This window comes from Actinotalea ferrariae CF5-4, from assembly GCF_000603945.1.
GTDB classification, from domain to species: Bacteria; Actinomycetota; Actinomycetes; order Actinomycetales; family Cellulomonadaceae; genus Actinotalea; species Actinotalea ferrariae.
The window spans coordinates 1-3636 of the sequence record NZ_AXCW01000335.1; the positions used below are offsets into that span (position 1 = coordinate 1).

Here is a 3636-nt window from a genome sequence, read left to right on the forward strand (position 1 = left end):
GGGTGGCGGCGGCGTGACTCGCCGGGCTGACGGGAGCGCCTCGCCTGGACTCTCGGCCGGGCCGGGCCGGGCCGAGCGCGTCCTCGTCGTGCGCCTCGACAGCGACGGCGACGTCCTCCTGGCGGGTCCGGCCGTCCGGGCGCTCGCCGCCGACGACGGCGTCGGGCGGGTCGACCTGCTCGTCTCGCCCGCCGGGGCCCACGCAGCGGCGCTGCTGCCGGACGTGGGCGAGGTGCTCGTCTTCGCGGCGCCCTGGTCCGGCTACCGGCCGCCCGCCGTCGACGCGCCGGCCGTCCAGGCGCTCGTCGCGGACCTCGCCGCGCGCGGCTACGACCGGTGCCTCGTGCTCACCTCCTTCCACCAGAGCCCGCTGCCCATGGCGCTGCTGGCCCGGCTCGCCGGGGTGCCGTTCGTCGCGGGGACCAGCGAGGACTACCCCGGGTCGCTGCTCGACGTCCGGCACCACCGCCCGGAGGGGCTGCACGAGGTCGAGGCCGCCCTGGACCTCGTCCGTGCCACGGGCGTGGACCTGTCGCCGGGCGCGCACCGGCTCGCGGTCCGCCGGCCGCTGCCCGACGTGGCCGAGCTCGTCGGTGCTTCGCCGGCCGACGCGACCGAGCTCGTCGACGGTCCGCCTGCCGACGTGCCTGGGTTCATCGACGGTCCGCCCGCCGACGCGCCGGTCGGGTCGCAGCCGTACGTCGTGCTCCACCCTGGGGCGTCGGTGCCGTCCCGCGGCCTCACGGCCGAGCACGCCGCGGCGATCGCGCGCGCTCTCGTCGACGCCGGCCACCGTGTCCTCGTGACCGGTGGGCCGGGCGAGACGGCGCTCACGGCCGCCGTGGTGGCGGGCGCGGGCACGGGGAGCCGGACGGTCAGCACCGCCGGGAGCGCTGCGGGCAGTGCCGGGGCGACCGCTGGGGGCACCGGGACGGTCGTCGACCTCGGGGGGCGCACCACGCTCGCGGAGCTCGGGGCCGTGCTCGACGGCGCCGCGTGCGTCGTCGTCGGCAACACCGGCCCGGCACACCTGGCGGCCGCGGTCGGGACCCCGGTCGTCTCCCTCTTCTCGCCCGTCGTGCCCGTCGACCGGTGGGCGCCGTGGGGCGTCCCGACCGTCGTCCTGGGGGACGCATCTGCGCCGTGCCGCGGGACCCGGGCGCGGGAGTGCCCGGTCGCCGGGCACCCGTGCCTGACGTCCGTGGCGCCGTCGGAGGTGGTCGAGGCGGTCCAGCGCCTTGCCGGGCGCACCCTCGTGACCACCGCGCCCACGACCGCGCCCACGACCGCGCCCACGAGCGCGGCGGCCCGGGTGCTGGTCCGCACACCGACCGCGGAGGCGCGCTCATGAGGGTCCTCGTGTGGCACGTCCACGGCTCCTGGACGACGTCGTTCGTCCAGGGGACCGACGAGTACCTCCTGCCCGTCGTCCCCGACCGGGGGCCGGAGGGGCGCGGCCGTGCCCGGACCTGGGACTGGCCGCAGGGCGCCCGCGAGGTGACCCCCGAGCAGCTGCGGGACGAGGAGGTCGACGTCGTCGTCCTCCAGCGGCCCGAGGACCTCGAGCTCGCCGAGCGCTGGACCGGCCGCCGGCCGGGCGTCGACCTGCCGGCCGTCTACGTCGAGCACAACGCACCGCCGGAGCACGCCGCCCGCACCCGCCACCCCCTGGCGGACCGCCGCGACATCCCCGTCGCCCACGTCACCGCCTTCAACCGGCTCATGTGGGACTGCGGTGTCGCGCCGACCACCGTCGTCGACCACGGCATCGTCGACCCGGGGCACCGGTGGACGGGCGAGCGCGAGCGGCTCGGCGTCGTCGTCAACGAGCCCGTGCGGCGGTGGCGCGTCGCGGGGACGGACATCGTCCTCGATGTCGCGACGCGCCTGCCCGTCGACGTCTACGGCATGGGCATGGCCGCGCTCGAGGAGGTCGCGCGGAGCTGGGGCCAGGGGGAGGACCCGCACTCCCAGCACGCGAGCGGCGCTGCCGGGCCGAACGGCGAGCCCGCGTCGACGGGCACCGTCGGCCGGAACGGGCCGAGTGGCACGGCGTCCGGCCGCCGCCGCGGCGGGGGCCGGCGGCCCGGCCCGGACCTGGTGACCCACGACGACGTCCCGCAGGCCGCGATGCACGACCTGCTCGCGCGGGACCGCGTCTACCTGCACCCCTACCGGTGGACGAGCCTCGGCCTGTCCCTCCTCGAGGCCATGGCGCTGGGCCTGCCCGTCCTGGCCCTGTCCGTCACCGAGGCGCCGGAGGCCGTCCCGCCCGCTGCGGGCGTGGTGACCAACGACGTCGACGCGCTCGTCGCGGCCGGCCGGCGCTGGCTGCGCGACCCCGCCGAGGCGCGGGAGCGCGGGCTCGCCGCCCGCGAGCACGTGCTGGCCCACTACGGCCTGGACCGGTTCCTGGCCGACTGGCAGTCCCTGCTGAAGGAGGTCACGCGATGAGGATCGCCCTCGTCTCCGAGCACGCGAGCCCCCTGGCGACGCTGGGCGGGGTGGACGCCGGAGGGCAGAACGTCCATGTCGCGGCGCTGGCCGGGGAGCTGGCCGAGCGTGGTCACACCGTGACCGTCTACACCCGGCGCGACGACGCGGACCTGGCCGAGCGCGTGACCATGCCCGGCGGCGTCGAGGTCGTCCACGTGCCCGCCGGTCCCGCCGAGCACGTCCCGAAGGACGACCTGCTGCCCTGGATGGCGGACTTCGGCCGCTGGCTCGCGGCGGACTGGGAGCGGCACGGCGTGCCCGATGTCGTCCACGCGCACTTCTGGATGTCCGGGCTCGCCGCGCTCCAGGCGGCGCGGGCCATGCCGCGGCCGGTGCCCGTCGTGCAGACGTTCCACGCGCTGGGCTCGGTCAAGCGCCGGCACCAGGGCGCCGCGGACACCTCGCCCTCGGGTCGCATCGAGACCGAGGCGACCCTCGGACGGTCCGTCGACCTCGTCGTCGCCACGTGCTCGGACGAGGTCGCCGAGCTGCGCCGCCTCGGCATCCCGGCCGACCGCGTCACCGTCGTGCCGTGCGGCGTGGACCGCGACCACTTCCTGCCCGACGACCCCCGCCGGCCGGGCCCGGAGCGCGACCCCGCCCCCCGGGACGGCGACAACGACGGCGAGCACGACGGCGAGCACGGCGGCGACCCCGACGGCGCCCCGCGGGTCCGCTTCCGGCTGCTGTGCCTGGGCCGCCTCGTCGAGCGCAAGGGGGTGGGCACCGTCGTCGAGGCGCTCCCCGCCCTGCCCGACGCCGAGCTCGTCATCGCCGGCGGCCCCGCGCCCGACGAGGTGCAGGACGACCCGGAGGCCCTGCGGCTCGTGGCCCTCGCCGAGAGGCTCGGCGTCCGCGACCGCGTGCGGTTCGTCGGCAGCGTGGCGCGCGCGGACGTCCCGGCGCTCGTCCGCAGCGCCGACGTCGTCGTCGCGACCCCCTGGTACGAGCCGTTCGGCATCGTCCCGCTGGAGGCCGCCGCGTGCGGTCGCCCGCTGGTCGGGTCGGCGGTCGGCGGTCTGCTGGACAGCGTCCACGACGGCGTCACGGGCGTGCTCGTCCCGCCGCGCGACCCCGCCGCGCTCGCCCGGGCCGTCCGCGGGCTCCTGGACGACCCGGCGGCCCGGCGCCGCATGGGAG

The 3636-nt window shown here is 78.1% G+C and carries 3 protein-coding genes; all 3 read left to right on the forward strand.

What is annotated here, in order from left to right; all coding sequences use genetic code 11:
* Positions 1-88: 88 nt before the first annotated feature.
* Positions 89-1351, forward strand: a complete 1263-nt coding sequence (locus tag N866_RS17320; RefSeq protein WP_245612648.1) for a glycosyltransferase family 9 protein — start codon at positions 89-91, stop codon at positions 1349-1351.
* A complete protein-coding gene (locus N866_RS22490) occupies positions 1348-2454 on the forward strand; it encodes a glycosyltransferase (protein WP_034228903.1) in 1107 nt (368 codons plus the stop codon). The genes N866_RS17320 and N866_RS22490 overlap by 4 nt, the downstream gene beginning before the upstream one ends.
* A partial coding sequence (locus tag N866_RS17330) for a glycosyltransferase (RefSeq protein ID WP_034228905.1) occupies positions 2451-3636 on the forward strand: 1186 nt, incomplete at its 3' end. The genes N866_RS22490 and N866_RS17330, both read left to right, overlap by 4 nt.